The sequence below is a fragment of the Luteibacter sahnii genome, assembly GCF_034063545.1.
Classification (GTDB): Bacteria; Pseudomonadota; Gammaproteobacteria; order Xanthomonadales; family Rhodanobacteraceae; genus Luteibacter; species Luteibacter sahnii.
This window is the reverse complement of the sequence record NZ_JAQLOK010000005.1, coordinates 1-16,031: the sequence shown is the minus strand read 5'-3', so window position 1 is coordinate 16,031 and position 16,031 is coordinate 1. Positions and strand designations below refer to the sequence as shown.

Here is a 16,031-nt window from a genome sequence, read left to right as displayed (position 1 = left end):
CGCATCCGGCGCCGGGTTTCCATGGGTGAAACGTCAAGCCGCGCGAAGGGCGCTCACTTGTCGACCTTGAGCACCGCCAGGAAGGCCTCCTGCGGGATTTCCACGCTGCCCACCTGCTTCATGCGCTTCTTGCCTTCCTTCTGCTTCTCGAGAAGTTTCTTCTTTCGCGAAACGTCGCCGCCGTAGCACTTGGCCAGCACGTTCTTGCGCAGCGCCTTCACCGTCGAACGGGCGATCACCGCCGCGCCGATGGCGGCCTGGATCGCCACATCGAACTGCTGGCGGGGGATCAGGTCTTTCATGCGTTCGACCAGCTCGCGACCGCGACGGTCGGCGTGCGAGCGGTGCACGATAAGGCTGAGCGCGTCGACCCGATCGCCGTTGATCAGGATGTCCACGCGCACGAACGGGCCGGCATCGAACCGCTCGAGGTGGTAATCCATCGATGCGTAACCGCGCGACACCGATTTCAGACGATCGAAGAAATCGAGCACCACCTCGGCCAGCGGCAGTTCGTACGTGACCTGCACCTGGGTGGCGAGATACTGGATGGAACGCTGCACGCCGCGCTTTTCTTCGCACAGCTTGATCACGTTGCCCACATAGTCGGCCGGCGTGAGCACGTTGGCGACGATGATGGGCTCGCGGATCTCGGCGATGGTCTGCGGCGGGGGCAGCTTGGCCGGGTTGTCGAGCTCCATGACCGTGCCGTCGGTCTTGGCGACCTCGTAGACCACGGTGGGCGCGGTGGTGATGAGGTCGAGGTCGTACTCGCGCTCCAGGCGCTCCTGCACGATCTCCATGTGCAGCATGCCGAGGAAGCCGCAGCGGAAGCCGAAGCCCATCGCCTCGGAGCTTTCCGGCTCGAAGAACATCGCGGCATCGTTGAGGCGCAGCTTGTCGAGCGCCTCGCGCAACGCCGGGTAGTCGTCGGCCGACACCGGGAAGAGACCGGCGAAGACACGCGGCTGCATCGTCTGGAAGCCCGGCAGCGGCTCTTCGGCCGGCTTGCCCGCGTGGGTCAGGGTGTCGCCCACCGGCGCGCCATGGACATCCTTGATGGAGGCGTTGATCCAGCCCACCTCGCCCGCCGACAGCTTCTCGAGCTTCTTGCGCTTGGGCGTGAACACGCCCACGTCGTCGACCAGGTGGGTGCGTCCGGTGGACATGACGAGGATCTTGTCGCCAGGCCGGATCTCGCCCTGCATCACGCGCACCAGCGACACCACGCCCAAGTAGTTGTCGAACCAGGAATCGATGATCAGCGCCTGGAGCTTGTCGGTGTCCCTCGGCTTCGGCGCCGGGATGCGATGGATGATGGCTTCGAGCACCTCGACGACGTTCTGCCCCGTCTTGGCGCTGACGGGGATAGCGTCGCTGGCGTCCAGGCCGATCACGGCCTCGATCTCGGCTTTGGCCTTGTCGATGTCCGCGGTAGGCAGGTCGATCTTGTTCAGGACCGGGATGACCTCCAGGCCTTGCTCGATGGCGGTATAGCAATTGGCGACCGACTGGGCCTCGACACCCTGGGCGGCGTCGACCACGAGCAGCGCGCCTTCGCAGGCGGACAGCGAGCGGCTGACTTCATAGGAGAAGTCGACGTGGCCGGGGGTATCGATGAAATTGAGCTGGTAGGTCTTGCCGTCGCGCGCCTTGTAGGGCAGCGAGACCGACTGGGCCTTGATGGTGATGCCGCGCTCACGCTCGATCGGGTTGTTGTCGAGGACCTGCGCTTCCATTTCGCGCTCGGAGAGTCCGCCGCAGAGCTGGATGATGCGGTCGGCCAGGGTCGACTTGCCGTGGTCGATGTGGGCAATGATGGAGAAGTTGCGGATGAGTTCCATGGAGCGCCGTGGTCACGTTCACCATCGCTCGCGGCGCGAACGACGCGCGCCGACCCATCCGGGCCGGCGCTAATCCCGCATTATCGCATGGAAGACCGCCCGCCGCCGAACGGCGGGCGGCCGGGCCGATCAGCGATCGGAAGGCACCGTGATGCCGACGAAGCGGGTGGTGTCGTCGCGGCGGACCAGCAGCATGGCCGTGTCGCCGGGCTTGATGCCCTTGGTGGCCTCCCGGAACGCCGCGGCGCTGCCAACGCGTTTCTGGTTGACCATCAGCACGATGTCACCTGCCTGGAGGCCGGCGCTGGCCGCCGCGCGCCCCGATACCTTGCCGACCACCACGCCCTCGCCAGCCTTGAGCCCCAACTCGGAACGGGTCGAGGCGTCGATGTCCTGCACGGTCAGGCCCAGGGCCGCGGCGGCGTCGCCCGCCGTGTCAGTGCCCGCCGACGCCAGGGCGTTTTTGTCCCGCGGCAGTTCGCCGACCTTGACGTCGACAGCCTGCTTCTTGCCGTCGCGCAGGATCTCGACCTTGGCCATGGCACCCGGCCGGGTCATGCCGACCAGGGGCGGGAGGTCCGCCGACTGCATGATCGGCGTGCCGTTGAACGAGAGGATGACGTCGCCCTGCTTCAGGCCGGCCTTGTCGGCACCGCTGCCTGGCGTGACCTGGGCCACAAGCGCGCCGCTGGCGTTGGGCAGGTCGAGGTTCTTCACGAAGTCGTCGACCGGCTGCACGGTGACGCCGAGCATGCCCCGCGACACGTAGCCCTTCTCCTTGATCTGCTGCACCGCGTTCATCGCGACGTCGATCGGAATCGAGAACGACAGGCCCTGGTAACCACCCGAGGTGGAGTAGATCTGGGAGTTGATGCCGATCACCTGGCCCTGCAGGTTGAACAGCGGACCGCCGGAGTTGCCGCGATTGATCGGCACGTCGGTCTGGATGAACGAGGTGTAGGGCTGATCACCGCTGCCCAGGTTGCGGCCAACCGCGCTGATGATGCCGTGGGTCACGGTAGCGTCGAGGCCGAACGGCGAGCCGATCGCCAGTGCCCACTGGCCGCGCTTGACGGTGCGCGAATCGCCGATGGTGACCGTGGGCAGCGCGGCGGCATCGACCTTCAGCAGGGCGATGTCGTACTGCGGATCCGCGCCGACCACTTTCGCCGTCAGGGTGCGCCGATCCTGGAGGCGCACCGTCACCTTGTCCGCGTCCTCGACGACGTGGTCGTTGGTCAGGATGTAGCCATCGGGGGAGATGATGAAGCCCGAGCCGAGCGAGGTTTGCTCGGAAGGCTGCGTCGGCATGCCCGGCATCCCTGGCATGCCGAAGAACCGCCTGAGCAGGTCGTCCTGGTCGTCCGGCATGGTGTCCGGCGTTGCCTTGCGGCCCTTGCCCCGGTGCGCACCGGTGGTCTTCGCCTCGACGTGGACCACGGCGGGCGCGTACTTGTCGACGATTCCGGTGAAGTCCGGCAGCGATTGCGCCTGCGCACCCGTCGCCGCCACGACGAGGGCGCCGCCCAGAAGCGCGCGTACATGCCAGAAAGCCATCGTTTTCCTCCTTTTTTGGACACGGCTGCCCGTGCGGCACCTGCCGCACGGATCGTTACGAAATCGAGTGGGGAGCGAAAGGCGCGCCGACGTCAGCCGGCGCGCGTTGCGCAAGCGCGGCCTCAGCGGGCCTGGGGTGCCGCAATCGGTGCCACATAGCGGCTGCCGTCAGGGCGAACCAGCAGCATGTAGCCGTTGCTCTCCGGCGCCTGGGCGGCGCGGGTGCGGTGGATCTGGTAAGGCGTGGAACGTGGCAGGTAAAGGCCGCCATCGTCACCCGGGCCCTCGAACGCCGCTTTCTGCGTGAACTGGGAGGCCATGTTGCCGCTCAACCATTGCGGTACGGCCGGCGCCTGCGCGGGTTCGCGCACGACGTCGGCGATCGGGTTCGAGACACCCTCCGACGACGCCGGAACGCCCTGGGCCACCGGCGACACGCCCGCCGGCCCGTTGCCGGTCGGCTGGGAGAGCATGAGCGCGGCCACCGCCACGCTCGCGGCGATGGCGCCGCCCGCGGACCAGTGCAACCAGCGCCGACGCGGTGCCGCGACCGGTACGGCGGCCTGCTCGGCCTCCGCCTCGATCGCCGCCATCACCCGGCTGGCGAAGTCGCGTGACACCGGCGGAAGCACTTCACCACGCACGCCGTCGCGGGCGACGTGATAACGGGACCACGCATCCGGAAGGTCAGCATCCGACGCCATGCGGCGCAGCAGGAAACGGATTTCCTCCCGCGACAGCTCGCCGTCCATGCCGGCGGAGATCGATTCGCGCTGGGCTTCGCTCATGGGGTTTTATCCTCGCGGTCGGAAAGCAACGGCCGCAGTTTCTCGTCGATGGCCTCGCGGGCCCTGAAAATACGCGAACGGACCGTGCCGATGGGGCAGTCCATGAGGGAGGCGATTTCCTCGTAGCTCTTGCCTTCCACCTCGCGCAGGGTGATCGCGACCCGAAGCTCCTCGGGCAGGGCTTGGACAGTGGAAAACACCGTTTGTTCCACCTGTTCGCGCATCAGTTCACGTTCGGGCGTGGCGCTCTCGTGCATGCGGCTGGCCCCAGGCACGTAAACGGCATCCTCGATGTCGATGTCGCCCGTGGGCGGACGACGGCCCATCGCCACCAGGTGATTCTTGGCGGTGTTGACCGCGATCTTGTATAGCCAGGTGTAGAACGCGCTCTCGCCCCGGAACGAGCCCAGGGCGCGCCAGGCCCGGACGAACGCTTCCTGGGCGATGTCTTCGCATTCGGTCCAGTCGTGGACATAGCGGGAGATGAGCGCCACGACCTTGTGTTGATACTTGCGGACCAGCAGGTCGAACGCGCGGCGGTCACCCTGCTGCACGCGCTCAACAAGTACTTGATCCAGTTCGTTTTCGCCCATCCGGGCCGTCTCCTTCACGCGTCAGGGCCAGTCGCGGGCGCACTTGAGACAAACACCACCGGCGCAAGTTCCGCCCGCGCCGGGCGGTTCGGAAAAAATATGCGGTCCGGCATCGTCAGCTCAACCCGGCTCACGCCGTCACCGCCGGGAGTCGGTCGCCCACGATCCGCTGGCGCTCGGCGAGCAGCTTCTCGAACGTGGGCGTTGGCAAGGGCCGGCAGAACAGGTAGCCCTGCAGTTCATCGCACCCCTGGGCCCGGAGGAACTGCAGGTGCTCCTCCACCTCGACCCCCTCGGCGACCACCTCGCGCTTGAGACGATGCGCCATCTCGATGGTAGAGCGCACGATGGCCTCGTCGTCGGGATCGACGCCGATGTTGCGCACGAAGCTCTGGTCGATCTTGATGCGGCCCGCGGGCAGGCGACGCAGGTAATCGAGGGAGGCGGCGCCGGTGCCGAAGTCGTCGATGGCGATGCCGCAGCCCAGGGCATGCAGCGCCTGAAGGGTGTCTTCCAGATGCGGCACGGTCTTGACGCTGATGCTTTCGGTGACCTCGAGCTCGAGCAGCGAGGGGTCCAGGCCCGTCTCGCGCAGGATGGTGGCGACCTCCCCTACCAGACCGGGCTGCATCAGCTGCACCGCGGAGAGATTCACGCCCAGGCGCAGGCCCAGTCCGTAGCGGTCCTGCCAAAGCCGCGCCTGCTCGCAGGCGTGCCGCAGCACCCATTCGCCGATGGCGACGATGAGCCCCGTCGTCTCGGCCAGGGGAATGAAAAACGCCGGACTGATCATGCCCAACCCCGGATGCTCCCAGCGGACCAGGGCCTCCATGCCAACGATGTCTTCGCTGACCGTGTTGACCTGGGGCTGGTAGAACACGCGCAACTCGCCGTTGCGCACCGCGTGACGCAGGCGCGACTTCAGCTCGTTCTGCTGTTGCTGGGAGGTGTCGACGTTGCTCGCGTAAACCTGGTAATTGTTGCGGCCCAGGCTCTTGGCGCCATACATCGCCTCGTCGGCGTGGTGCAGCAGCGCCTCGCTCTCGAGCGCGTCGTCGGGAAAGAACGCGACGCCGATCGATACGGTGGACTGCAACTCCGACCCGTCGCCCAGGCCGAGCGGCAGTTCCATCGCCTGCACCACCTTCTCGGCGATGCGCTGAACGTCGTCGCGCTTGACGATATGACGCAGGATCATCGTGAACTCGTCACCGGCGTAGCGCGCCACGGTGTCCGACCCGCGCACGCTCGCGCGCAGGCGCCGGGCCACGGCGGACAAGACCTGGTCGCCGGCGGCATGCCCGAGCGTGTCGTTGATCCCCTTGAATCGGTCCAGGTCGATCATCAGCACCGCGAACCGTTCGCCGGTGCGGGCGGCCTCGCGGATGGTGGTATCCAGCCGGTCGTCGAAAAGCAGACGGTTGGGCAACCCGGTGAGGGGATCGATCAAGCCGCGGGCACGCCCCTGCTCGCGACTGCGGCGCAACTCCAAGGCGGCAGCGAAACGCGCACCGACCGCCCGCAGGGCCACCTCCAGCATGCGCCCGGCGCCCACGTGCCGCCGGCTGCCCGCCAGCATCGCGCCGACCACGTTGCGCCGTTCGTCCATCAGCGGAAGAAACGCGAAAGCCTCCAGGCCGAGCGATTCCACGAGCGGATCGGCCATCGCCACGCCCGGCCCCTCGACCAGGCGCGACAGCGCTTCGCCATGCAGGCACAGCTGCAGCAAGGGGATGTCCGCAGCGTCGGGCCACTCGGTCCGCCCCCCCACACGGGCGACCAGCGCGGGCTCGCCGTCGGTCTCCGGGAAAGCCGACCAGAGCGCGAGGACGTCGAGTCCGAGCGCGTCGGCGACCTTGCCCGCGGTGGCACCCATGCCTTCGTCGTCGGCCGGAAAGGCATCCAGCTCGGCGAGCAAACCCAGGGCGCGGTCGGCTACCTGTCCCACGCGCAGATCGCGGAATCCCACGGCCACCCGGTGACCGCGTGCGTCGACGAGGTGGCGTACGTCGACCTCGCCCGGCACGTCACGACCATCGCCGCGACGAAGCACGCAGGGATGGCCATCGCCGTCGGGCAAGGGCCAGGTCGATTCACCCGAAAGCACGAACAATTCGCGAAGCAGGCGGCCGGCGACCGGCCCGTCGCCCATGCACAGGCGGTTCATCGCCTCGCCACTTTCGAGGACGCACCCTTCGGGCGTGTTCGCCACCACCCAGGCGCCCCCCGTGTCGAAAGCGAAACGGTAGTCGCCGGCGAAGGAAACCGGAGGCGTCTCGTCGGGCGCATGCCCGGCCATCGCGGCGCGCAGGCGATGGACAAGTTCGTCGCCCACGGCGTTTTCGCGCAGCCAATCCGCATGATCGGAGGGCGCCGTGCTTCCGGGTGCATCGGCGACGAGGTAGACGACCGGCAACGTCGCGTACTCGGGACGGGCGCGCAGGATGCGCAGGCCCTGCGCGATGTCGTCGGTACCGTCCGCCGCGACCACGGCGACGTGCAGCGGCGGCGCATCCACGAGAAGCGCCGCCAGCTGGCTGGCGTCCCGCGCACTCAACAGCGCGAAGTCGCCCTCCGCGTCGAGCGCGTCGAACACCGCTCGCCGGGTGTCCTTGCGCGGCGTGAAAACGAGGATGCCCCTGGGACCGGTCATGGGCGGGTCAGACCACCCACCGGCCATCACGCAACCGGGGCGTCGCCGAATACGCCTGGCGGTCGGCGTCCACGACGATCACGTCGTCGCCCAGCCCGCCCACATGCAAGGGATCGGCGCCGAGCAGCACCACGCGGCGTACGTGGCCGGTCTGCGCCCGTGCCAGTTGCCGCAGGAGGGCGCTGTCGGTCGAGCTCGTCGGGCCGGCCGGCACTTCCAGCAGGTAAACGCCGAAATGCAGGCTCTGCAGGATGTAGCGCAGTGCGTCTCCCAGGCGGGCGCAGCCCGGCACCCGCATCTGCGCGTCGCGCAGGCTGACCAGCCCTTCGGCACCCCGCCATAGGTAAGCCGCCTGGCCGGTGCGTCGCGCGACAAGGCGAAACTGCTCGACGAGTGCCCCGGCGTCGCTCGTCCGCAGGGCCACCAGGGGGCCGGATGCCGACAGGATGCGCTCGAACAGATCGGTGCCGGCGTGCGGGTTGGCGGACATGGAAAGGGATTGGCCGGAAATGGCTCAAAGTATCGAGCCAAACGCGGGCAGGCGCCAGCGCCGCGAGTCATCCCGCATCGCGACCATACGCGGGGGTATCTCGCATTCGGCCCGGCGGAACGGTATGGTGATGCGCTCATTCGCCACCGCACGACCGCCATGTTCGAAGGACTCCGATTCAAGCACTGGAAGACCCACGAGGGCGACGACGGCATCGTCGTACTGACCCTCGACCGTGACGGCGCCAGCGCCAATGCGATTTCCCGCGCGGTGCTCGAGGAGCTGGACACCCTTGTGGAACGTCTCGCCATCGAAAACCCGCGCGGCGTGGTGATCCACTCCGTCAAGCCGTCCGGGTTCGCCGTGGGCGCCGACGTGCGCGAATTCGTGGCCTACGCCCAGACCGGCACGGTGCGGGACACGATCGAATACGGTCAGCGCGTTTTCGAAAACCTGGCCCGGCTGCCCTGCCCGACGGTGGCGGCTATCCACGGCGCCTGCATGGGCGGCGGCACGGAGCTGGCCCTGGCCTGCCGCCTGCGCATCGCCGCCGACGACGACCGCACGAAGATCGGCCTGCCCGAAGTGATGCTGGGCATTCATCCGGGCTGGGGCGGCAGCGCCCGCCTGCCCCGCCTCATCGGCGCGCCCGACGCTCTGCCCGCCATGCTGACCGGCAAGCCGTTCACCGCGCGTCGCGCGAAGGCCGTGGGCCTGGTCGACCGCCTCGCCGCGCCGGACGAACTCCTGGCGGAGGCGCGCCACCTGGCGAAGCGCCCCACCCGCCGGCCCTTCGCGCAGCGCGCGAAAGCATGGGCCACCAATATCGCACCGGCGCGGGCCATCCTCGCGCCGATGGTGCGCAAGCAGACCGCCGCGAAAGTACGCAAAGAACACTACCCCGCACCGTTCGCGCTCATCGACACCTGGGCTCGTGGCGGCGCCAGCATCCAGCAGCGTCTCAAGCTCGAGGCCCGCTCGGTGACGAAGCTCTCCGCGACCCCGACCGCGCACAACCTCATCCGCATCTTCTTCCTGCAGGAGCGCCTCAAGGGCCTCGGCGGCGGCGTCGATCACGGCATCGAACACGTCCACGTCGTGGGCGCGGGCACGATGGGTGGCGACATCGCCGCCTGGGCGGCTCTGAAGGGTTTCACGGTGACGCTGCAGGATCGCGAACTGCGTTTCGTCGAACCGGCGATCCAGCGTGCGCGCACGCTGTTCGAGAAAAAGCTCAAAACGCCCGCGAAAGTGGAGGCCGCCGTCGGCCGGTTACGCGCCGACGTGGAAGGCAAGGGAGTCGCCCAGGCCGACCTCGCGATCGAAGCCATCTTCGAGAATCCCGAGGCCAAGCACGCGCTGTATGCCACGATCGAGCCGCAGTTCCAGGCCGACGAGATCCTCGCCAGCAACACGTCGTCGATTCCGCTCGACGAACTACGCCAGGGCCTGGTCGCGCCGCAGCGGTTTCTCGGCCTGCACTTCTTCAATCCGGTGGCGCAGATGCCACTGGTGGAAGTCGTGCGTCACGACCGGCTCGACGACAACAGCGAGAAACGTGCCCTCGCCTTCTGCAAGGCCATCGGCAAGCTCCCCGTGCCGGTCAAGGGCACCCCGGGGTTTCTGGTCAACCGCATCCTGATGCCTTACCTCATGGAGGCCATGCGCCTTTACAACGAGGGCGTGCCGGGTCCCGTGCTCGACCGCGAGGCGAAAAAGTTCGGCATGCCGATGGGCCCCATTGAACTGGCGGATACCGTCGGACTCGATGTCTGCGCCTCGGTGGGCAAAGAACTCGCGCCGTTCCTTGGCCTGGAGATTCCGCAGGGACTCGAAGACCGTCTCGCCGGGAACAAGCGTGGCAAGAAGGATGGCGAAGGGCTCTATGTGTGGAAGGAAGGCAAGCCCGACAAGCCTGAGGTCGATCCCGACTACGTGCCGCCGGCCGACCTGCAGGACCGGATGATCCTGCCGATGGTCAACGAAGCCATTGCCTGCCTCGCGGAAAACGTGGTCGACGACGCCGACCTGCTCGACGCCGGTGTGATCTTCGGTACCGGCTTCGCACCGTTCCGCGGCGGCCCGATCCAGTACGTGCGCAGCGAAGGCGTGGCCTCGGTGCGTGAGCGGCTTGCGAAGCTCGAGCAGAAGCACGGCGCCCGTTTCGCGAAAAAGGAAGGCTGGGACCTCCCTGAACTCACCGCTCCGTAGGAGCGCGCCGTGCGCACGATGGGGCGGCGACGGTGTCGAACCGTCGCCGCCCCATAACGCATAAAACGAGCTACCAGATGAGATCGTCGGGGACACCGTCGTCGGAGGCGTCCGGTGCATTCGGGTCGACCATCAAGGCGATGAACTCCGGGGCGATGCCGCGCAGTTCATCGATCACCACCTTGTCCACGACGAGATAGCGGCCGCCCTGCTGCACCACGCCCAACTCGCCCGCGTTGATCGCGGCCAGCTGGGCCGTGTCGACGTGCACGCGACGGATCTTATCGCCATAGGGGAAATGGCGAACGTGTTCGGCCTCGGCGAGGTTGAGCGCCTTGCCCTTCAGCAAGTCTTCGACCTTGCGTTTCTTTTCCTTGCGCAGGCGCGCCTGTTCGGCCGCTTCGGCCTCGGCCCTGCGGCGCTCGGTGGCCTCGGCCTGTGCACGGATGGCATAGGCCTTGGCGAGGTCGATCTCGCCATCCTTACGCGGCGGACGCTGGCCACCCTGGGGCTTCGATCCGCCACCGCCCTGGCCCGGGCGACCGCCATGCGGCTTGCCGCCGCCGTGCCGGGGCTGCTTGCCCGCATAGGGCTGACCACTGAATCCGCCCTGCTTGGGCGGCGGGGATGTCCTTTTCTCTTCGCGGATCTCTTTGACGAGACCGCTTTTCAACAACTGGTCGCGCAGGGACTCTGCCATGGTCAGTAAGGCTCGTTCGGTGTTCAGTAGTGCGGCGGCGGGGGTTCGGTTGCCGGGTCGCTGCCCAGCCCCGCGCGCATGTTGACGAGGTCGGAACGCAGGTCGCGTAACGCCCGTTCGATGAGGTCGAGGCGACGTGCGATTTCCGCGTCCGCCGACGACAGGTCGTTGACCGTATCGTCGATGAAGGCCAGGCGCACTTCGAGTTCGGTCACCCGGTCGTCCAGCTCACCCATGTTCGCGCCCCTTGAGGCTGCGGCCACGGCCGATGCCGTAGTAGGCGATGCCGGCCTCCTCGACCGTCGCCGGATCGTAGAGATTGCGGCCGTCGAAGATCACCGGCGTCGACAGTAACGATTTGACGCGGGTGAAGTCAGGACTGCGGAACGCCTTCCATTCGGTCACGATCACCAGCGCATCGGCGCCCTCCAGCGCCTGATAGGGCCGCTCGACCAACTGGAGGTCATCGCGTTCGCCGTAGAGGCGGCGGGCCTCGCCAGCCGCCTCGGGATCGAAGGCACGCACCTTGGCGCCCGCTTCCCACAAACGCTCCATCAGGCGGCGGCTCGACGCCTCGCGCATGTCGTCGGTGTTGGGCTTGAACGCGAGGCCCCACACGGCCACCGTGAGGCCCTTCAGCTCACCCTTGAAGTGCCCGGAAAGCAATTCGAACAGGCGTGATTTCTGGGTGTCGTTGACGGCCTCCACGGCACCGAGCAGGCGTGCGTCGTAGCCTGCCGCGTGCGCCGTGCGCGCGAGGGCTTGCACGTCCTTTGGGAAACACGACCCGCCGTACCCGGCACCCGGGTAGATGAAATGGTAGCCGATGCGCGGATCGGCACCGATGCCCTGCCGCACGAGCTCGATATCGGCACCCACGCGCTCCGCGATATTCGCCATCTCGTTCATGAAGCTGATCTTCGTGGCCAGCATCGCGTTGGCCGCGTACTTGGTCAGTTCCGCCGAGCGCTCGTCCATGACGACCATACGGTCGTGATTGCGGTTGAACGGGGCGTAGAGCTTGCGCAACAGCGCGATGGCCTTGGCACTCGACGAGCCCACCACGATGCGGTCGGGGCGCAGGCAGTCTTCGACCGCGTCGCCCTCTTTGAGGAATTCGGGATTGGATACCACATCGAACGGCACCATCGAGCTGCGGGCCGCGAGTTGCTCCGCCACGGCCCCGCGGACGCGATCGGCCGTGCCGACGGGCACCGTGGACTTGTTGACCACCACGGCATACCGGTCGATGTGGTCGCCGATGGTACGCGCGACGGCGAGGACATATTGCAGGTCGGCGCTGCCGTCTTCGTCCGGCGGCGTGCCGACGGCAATGAACACGATGTCACCATGGGCGACGCCGCCAGCGGCGTCGGTCGTGAAATCGAGCCGGCCTTCCTCGTGGTTGCGGATGACCATCGGCTCGAGGCCCGGCTCATAGATGGGCACGTCGCCCTGTTTCAGGCGTTCGACCTTGCCCGCGTCCACGTCGACGCAGACCACGTGATTGCCCATCTCGGCCAGGCAGGTGCCCGTGACGAGTCCGACATAGCCGGTTCCGAAGATCGTGACTTTCATGAAGCTCCCGGGAGGCTCGACGCGTGCGTCGCAACGGCAAATTGTAAGCCGCCGTCCGGTGGGCGAAAAGAAAAAACAAAAGAAAAAGGCGCGGATCGCTCCGCGCCTTTCGGGCATTGCGTAAGACCGGAGCTTACTTGCCGTCGGCCGACGGAGCGCCCGGGCCCTTGCCGGCCGGGGTCGGACCGGTCTTGACCAGCTCGACGTCGAAGATGATCGTCGCGTTGGGCGGGAAGCCGTTCTCGGGCTTGGCGCCGTAGGCGATGTTCGACGGGATGAAGAGCTTGTACTTACCGCCGGTCTGCATCAGCTGCAGGCCTTCGCGGAAGCCCGGAATCACGGCGGCCAGCGGGATCTGCGCCGGACCCGGCGGCTGGTGGTCGGCCGAGGAGTCGAACTTCTGGCCGTTCACGAAGGTGCCGGTGTAGTTGATGGTGACCGTGTCGTTCGGACCCGGACGCGCACCGGTGCCGGCCTGGACGACCTGGTACTGGAGGCCCGACGCCGTGACCTTCACGCCCGGAGCGGTCTTGTTCTTGGCGAGGAAGTCGTCGCCTTCCTTCTTGTTCTCGGCGGCGACCTTGTTGTACTCGGCCTCGGCCTTGGTCTTCAGCTGAGCCACGAAGGCTTCACGGGTGGCCTTGGCTTCCGCCTCGGTCATGGTCGGCTTCTGGCCGGACAGCGCGGCCTGCAGGGCCTTGGCGACGGTCGCCGGATCGACTTCCTGGGCGACGAGCGGCGGCAGCGAGCTGGCGAGATCCCAACCCACGACGTAGCTGGCCTTCTGCTTGTCGACGGTACCCGTGGCGGCAGCCGGCTTGGCGGCGGCCTTGGCGCCTTGCGCGGATGCGCCCGCGGCCGTACCCAGCGCAACCGCCAGGGCGACGGCCGTCATCGTGGGACGCAAAAAGTGCTTCATTCGATACTCCCTCTTGGAAAGATTTGGCGACGCCGCCGGTTCACCTCCTTGTGGAGGCAGAAACGCCATTGTGCGGTGGTTCGCGGCCAGCTTGCAATGACGGCCGAAAGACAGGGTTTCACGCGAAAAGTTCACCAGCCTTTCGCCGATGTGACGAAAGGCTCACTCCTCGTGGCCGTGGCCGGGCTTTTCCAGCGTGTCGCGCAGGGCCGCCTGGAGCCGGGCGTGCACCTGCACCAACACCCGCCAGAGCAGCCAGGTGAGGCCGATGCCGATCAGCACCAGCACCAGCGCCACCTCGCGCGGCGGCAGGATGGTGGACGCCAGCGCGGCGACGAGCAGGCCCAGGATAAGCATCGCCACCACGGGAATGATCCGGCCCAGCACCGACCGGATGGTATAGGTGCGCGCACCGAAGCGGTCCGGGATGCTCAGTTCCGCCAGCAGCATGCCCAGCGCTCCCGCCTTGCGGTAGGCGGCCACCACCATCGGCAACGAGAGCAGCGCCGCGACCGACCAGGCCAGGCTGCGCCGAACGGTCGGGTCGGCGCTCAGGAGGTCCAGGTGCATGAAACCGCGGCGGTAGGCGAAGGCCGTCACGATGAACACCGCGATGACCAGCACCATGTTGATGACCACGTGCCAGACCAGGCGCCGGATCATCTTCATGACGATGGCGCCCTGCCCCTGCAGCCCCAGGTTGCCCATCCATTCGGTGTAGGCGCCGAACACGCCCGTGACCCGCGCCGGCAGGGTTCGGCCCAGCGCCGCGGCCAGGGGATCGGACGCGCGGATGAGGTAGGGGGTGAGGAAGGTGGTAATCGCCGAGACCGCGACGGCCACGGGATAAAGGAACCCGCTGGTCACCTTCAGGCTGAGGCCCAGCGAAGCGATCACAAACGAAAACTCGCCGATCTGGGCCAGGCCCATGCCCACCCGAAGCGACGTGCGACCGCCGTTGCCGGCGACGAAACTGCCGAAACTGCAGGTCACGACCTTGCCCACCACCACGGCGACGGTGACGATGGTGATTGGCCAAGCGTATTCGACCAGCAGCGCGGGGTCGATCAGCATGCCGATGGCAACGAAGAAAATCGCGCTGAACATGTCGCGCACCGGCATGATGATCCGCTCGATGCGCGCCACGCTCTCGGATTCGGCCACGATGGCGCCGATCATGAAGGCGCCCAGGGCCACGCTGTAGCCCAGTTCGGTCACCAGCAGGCAGAAGCCGAAGCAAATGCCCAGCACCGCCACCAGCAGCACGTCGTTGCGGCTGACCCGGGCAATGTAGTCGACCACGCGCGGTACCAGCAGCAGGCCCACCACCAGCGACACCGCCATGAACAGGCCCAGGCGACCGACGGCGGCCAGCGCCTGCCCAGTTTCCACGCCCCCGGTGCTCGCGATGCCGGTGAGCAGCGCCATGAGCACGATGGCGAGCAGGTCTTCGACGATGAGGATGCCGAACATCAGCTGCGCGAAGCGCTCGCGCTTGAGGTTCAGGTCTTCGAGCGCCTTCATGATGATGGTGGTCGAGGAGATCGACAGCATCGCGCCGAGAAAAATCGAATCCATCGCCGACCAGCCGAAGAATCGGCCGATCTCGTAGCCGATCCACACCATCAGCACGATCTCGGCAAAGGCGGCGACCAGCGCCGCCCCGCCCACCTCGCGCAGCTTTTTCAGGCTGAATTCCAGGCCGAGGGCGAAGAGCAGGAGGATCACGCCGAGTTCCGACAGCGTGCGGATGGTCTCTTCGTCGTGGATGAAGATGAAAGGCAGCGTATGCGGCCCGATCAGCAGGCCCGCGATGATGTAGCCGAGCACCACCGGCTGGCGGAGGCGCTGGAACAGCACCGTGGTAAGCCCGGCCACGAGCATGACCGTGGCGAGATCCTGGATGAAAACGATGCCGTGCATGCCTGTCCTTCGATGGATAGGCGAACAGGTTAACCCGCGGGCGGACGACGCACACGCTTGCGTGCCGTGCATGGCGACGCGCGGGAACGGACATGTGGGTTTGAAAAAAATGTAACGAACGCTTGACGGGTCCGGCATTCGGCCGTAATCTTTGCGGCTTCCAGCAGGGGGCCATAGCTCAGCTGGGAGAGCGCCTGCATGGCATGCAGGAGGTCGCCGGTTCGATCCCGGCTGGCTCCACCAACTTCTAGTACGTCCCCATCGTCTAGAGGCCTAGGACATCACCCTTTCACGGTGGCGACCGGGGTTCGAATCCCCGTGGGGACGCCACTTCCTTAGTCCGCTAAGGAGTGAGCGTACTGAAGTTGGTTTGTGGTTGGAAGGTTTGAAAAGTAGTTCGGAGCGGTAGTTCAGTCGGTTAGAATGCTGGCCTGTCACGCCGGAGGTCGCGGGTTCGAGTCCCGTCCGCTCCGCCATTACTTTCAAGAATCCGCCTGTTGGGCGGATTTTTTTCGCAGTACGCGGGGCCATAGCTCAGCTGGGAGAGCGCCTGCATGGCATGCAGGAGGTCGCCGGTTCGATCCCGGCTGGCTCCACCATGTTTCACCGTACGTCCCCATCGTCTAGAGGCCTAGGACATTACCCTTTCACGGTAGCGACCGGGGTTCGAATCCCCGTGGGGACGCCACTTGAAGAGCAGTTCGGAGCGGTAGTTCAGTCGGTTAGAATGCTGGCCTGTCACGCCGGAGGTCGCGGGTTCGAGTCCCGTCCGCTC

12 protein-coding genes and 5 tRNA genes are annotated in these 16,031 nt (G+C 66.8%); 6 read left to right on the top strand and 11 right to left on the bottom strand.

Annotated elements, in window-relative coordinates; translation table 11 throughout:
* Nucleotides 1–53 precede the first annotated feature (53 nt).
* The 6 genes from lepA to PI246_RS13855 form a co-directional block, all read right to left on the bottom strand.
* Entirely contained in the window at nucleotides 54–1,844 is a 1,791-nt protein-coding gene (gene lepA, locus PI246_RS13880; RefSeq protein WP_320551902.1) for a translation elongation factor 4, read from the bottom strand.
* 129 nt (nucleotides 1,845–1,973) lie between these two features.
* Entirely contained in the window at nucleotides 1,974–3,401 is a 1,428-nt protein-coding gene (locus tag PI246_RS13875; protein WP_320551901.1) for a DegQ family serine endoprotease, read from the bottom strand.
* A 122-nt stretch (nucleotides 3,402–3,523) separates the two neighbouring features.
* A complete protein-coding gene (locus PI246_RS13870; RefSeq protein ID WP_320551900.1) occupies nucleotides 3,524–4,189 on the bottom strand; it encodes a sigma-E factor negative regulatory protein in 666 nt (221 codons plus the stop codon).
* Entirely contained in the window at nucleotides 4,186–4,782 is a 597-nt protein-coding gene (gene rpoE, locus PI246_RS13865; RefSeq protein ID WP_320551899.1) for an RNA polymerase sigma factor RpoE, read from the bottom strand. Before rpoE ends, PI246_RS13870 begins: the two co-directional genes overlap by 4 nt.
* A 130-nt stretch (nucleotides 4,783–4,912) precedes the next feature.
* Nucleotides 4,913–7,435, bottom strand: a complete 2,523-nt coding sequence (locus tag PI246_RS13860) for a putative bifunctional diguanylate cyclase/phosphodiesterase (protein ID WP_320551898.1) — start codon at nucleotides 7,433–7,435, stop codon at nucleotides 4,913–4,915.
* Nucleotides 7,436–7,442: 7 nt separating this feature from the next.
* Complete coding sequence (locus tag PI246_RS13855) at nucleotides 7,443–7,925, bottom strand: hypothetical protein (RefSeq protein WP_320551897.1); 483 nt, start codon at nucleotides 7,923–7,925, stop codon at nucleotides 7,443–7,445.
* Nucleotides 7,926–8,084: 159 nt separating this feature from the next.
* On the opposite strand from PI246_RS13855, the gene PI246_RS13850 reads away from it, so the two are divergent.
* Nucleotides 8,085–10,136, top strand: a complete 2,052-nt coding sequence (locus PI246_RS13850; RefSeq protein ID WP_320551896.1) for a 3-hydroxyacyl-CoA dehydrogenase NAD-binding domain-containing protein — start codon at nucleotides 8,085–8,087, stop codon at nucleotides 10,134–10,136.
* 70 nt (nucleotides 10,137–10,206) lie between these two features.
* Here the strand turns inward: PI246_RS13850 and PI246_RS13845 are convergent, their stop codons facing one another.
* The 5 genes from PI246_RS13845 to PI246_RS13825 form a co-directional block, all read right to left on the bottom strand.
* Nucleotides 10,207–10,836, bottom strand: coding sequence for a DUF2058 family protein (locus PI246_RS13845; RefSeq protein WP_320551895.1), 630 nt, complete (start codon nucleotides 10,834–10,836; stop codon nucleotides 10,207–10,209).
* 23 nt (nucleotides 10,837–10,859) lie between these two features.
* Nucleotides 10,860–11,072: a SlyX family protein gene (locus PI246_RS13840; RefSeq protein ID WP_320551894.1), complete on the bottom strand. Its 213-nt coding sequence runs from the start codon at nucleotides 11,070–11,072 to the stop codon at nucleotides 10,860–10,862.
* Nucleotides 11,065–12,414 (bottom strand): UDP-glucose dehydrogenase family protein, encoded by a 1,350-nt coding sequence (locus PI246_RS13835; protein ID WP_320551893.1) that lies wholly within the window; start codon nucleotides 12,412–12,414, stop codon nucleotides 11,065–11,067. The genes PI246_RS13840 and PI246_RS13835 overlap by 8 nt, the downstream gene beginning before the upstream one ends.
* A 133-nt stretch (nucleotides 12,415–12,547) precedes the next feature.
* Nucleotides 12,548–13,333, bottom strand: coding sequence for an FKBP-type peptidyl-prolyl cis-trans isomerase (locus PI246_RS13830; RefSeq protein ID WP_320551892.1), 786 nt, complete (start codon nucleotides 13,331–13,333; stop codon nucleotides 12,548–12,550).
* 162 nt (nucleotides 13,334–13,495) lie between these two features.
* Nucleotides 13,496–15,256 carry a cation:proton antiporter gene (locus PI246_RS13825; RefSeq protein WP_320551891.1) on the bottom strand — a complete coding sequence of 587 codons (1,761 nt, stop codon included), beginning with the start codon at nucleotides 15,254–15,256 and terminating at the stop codon, nucleotides 13,496–13,498.
* A 167-nt stretch (nucleotides 15,257–15,423) separates the two neighbouring features.
* Here PI246_RS13825 and PI246_RS13820 point away from each other — a divergent pair.
* The 5 genes from PI246_RS13820 (at nucleotide 15,424) to PI246_RS13800 (ending at nucleotide 15,944) form a co-directional block, all read left to right on the top strand.
* Nucleotides 15,424–15,499, top strand: a tRNA-Ala gene (locus PI246_RS13820).
* Nucleotides 15,500–15,510: 11 nt separating this feature from the next.
* A tRNA-Glu gene (locus PI246_RS13815) sits at nucleotides 15,511–15,586 on the top strand.
* A 69-nt stretch (nucleotides 15,587–15,655) separates the two neighbouring features.
* A tRNA-Asp gene (locus PI246_RS13810) sits at nucleotides 15,656–15,732 on the top strand.
* Nucleotides 15,733–15,779: 47 nt separating this feature from the next.
* A tRNA-Ala gene (locus tag PI246_RS13805) sits at nucleotides 15,780–15,855 on the top strand.
* A 13-nt stretch (nucleotides 15,856–15,868) separates the two neighbouring features.
* Nucleotides 15,869–15,944 (top strand) — tRNA-Glu (locus tag PI246_RS13800).
* Nucleotides 15,945–16,031 lie beyond the last annotated feature (87 nt).

Excerpts from the sequence above, each read along its gene's own strand:
- PI246_RS13860 (WP_320551898.1), bottom strand. The coding sequence starts at position 7,435 with ATGACCGGTCCCAGGGGCATCCTCGTTTTCACGCCGCGCAAGGACACC.
- PI246_RS13840 (WP_320551894.1), bottom strand. The coding sequence starts at position 11,072 with ATGGGTGAGCTGGACGACCGGGTGACCGAACTCGAAGTGCGCCTGGCC.
- PI246_RS13825 (WP_320551891.1), bottom strand. The coding sequence starts at position 15,256 with ATGCACGGCATCGTTTTCATCCAGGATCTCGCCACGGTCATGCTCGTG.
- PI246_RS13845 (WP_320551895.1), bottom strand. The coding sequence starts at position 10,836 with ATGGCAGAGTCCCTGCGCGACCAGTTGTTGAAAAGCGGTCTCGTCAAA.
- PI246_RS13835 (WP_320551893.1), bottom strand. The coding sequence starts at position 12,414 with ATGAAAGTCACGATCTTCGGAACCGGCTATGTCGGACTCGTCACGGGC.
- PI246_RS13855 (WP_320551897.1), bottom strand. The coding sequence starts at position 7,925 with ATGTCCGCCAACCCGCACGCCGGCACCGATCTGTTCGAGCGCATCCTG.
- rpoE (WP_320551899.1), bottom strand. The coding sequence starts at position 4,782 with ATGGGCGAAAACGAACTGGATCAAGTACTTGTTGAGCGCGTGCAGCAG.
- PI246_RS13830 (WP_320551892.1), bottom strand. The coding sequence starts at position 13,333 with ATGAAGCACTTTTTGCGTCCCACGATGACGGCCGTCGCCCTGGCGGTT.
- PI246_RS13875 (WP_320551901.1), bottom strand. The coding sequence starts at position 3,401 with ATGGCTTTCTGGCATGTACGCGCGCTTCTGGGCGGCGCCCTCGTCGTG.
- PI246_RS13870 (WP_320551900.1), bottom strand. The coding sequence starts at position 4,189 with ATGAGCGAAGCCCAGCGCGAATCGATCTCCGCCGGCATGGACGGCGAG.
- lepA (WP_320551902.1), bottom strand. The coding sequence starts at position 1,844 with ATGGAACTCATCCGCAACTTCTCCATCATTGCCCACATCGACCACGGC.
- PI246_RS13850 (WP_320551896.1), top strand. The coding sequence starts at position 8,085 with ATGTTCGAAGGACTCCGATTCAAGCACTGGAAGACCCACGAGGGCGAC.